The sequence below is a fragment of the Cysteiniphilum halobium genome, from assembly GCF_003574425.1.
GTDB lineage: Bacteria > Pseudomonadota > Gammaproteobacteria > Francisellales > Francisellaceae > Caedibacter > Caedibacter halobius.
In genome coordinates, this window is the sequence record NZ_QLIU01000047.1 from 1 (window position 1) to 659 (window position 659).

Sequence of the window (659 nt, forward strand, 5' to 3'; positions counted from 1 at the left end):
TTCGCATACCTAGTTCCACACATAAATTTTCGTCTACAGGGCTATCACCTGCTATGGCCATCCTTCCCAGAATGTTCAACTAATCTATATGCTAAAATATACAAGGCTCTTCCCCCTTCGCTCGCCGCTACTAAGGGAATCTCGGTTGATTTCTTTTCCTATGGGTACTTAGATGTTTCAGTTCCCCACGTTCGCCTTCAGATGACGGAAAACAGAAGACAGAAGACAGTTGTTGAATCGCTACGCGATGCCTTTAACTTTAAAATTCAAATATAATTACTTAAATCTAAAATTAAATACCACATCTCTACTACCAACTTACTGTTTCTAATCCGCTATTTTCCGCCATCTGAATGATCGGAAGACACAAAACACAGGTTGCTCGAAAAACTTCCGTCTTCCGTCCTCTGTTTTCTGTCTTCCGACCGGGTTCCCCCATTCAGACATCTCCGGATCAATGTTTATTTGCCAACTCCCCGAAGCTTTTCGCAGGCTATCACGTCTTTCATCGCCTCTGACTGCCAAGGCATCCGCCGTTTGCGCTTATTCTCTTGGTCATTACTCTATAATAAATTGTTAAAGATCTCTTCTTGTGCTCAAGACATTCACCTGACCTGCGTTGCTTCAAATCATTCAAGTAATCATTTATTTATATAAAC

1 rRNA gene is annotated in these 659 nt (G+C 41.6%); it reads right to left on the bottom strand.

Annotated features, from left to right (window positions below):
* Positions 1-557 (bottom strand): 23S ribosomal RNA (locus tag DNK85_RS08270); the annotation flags it as partial.
* Positions 558-659 lie beyond the last annotated feature (102 nt).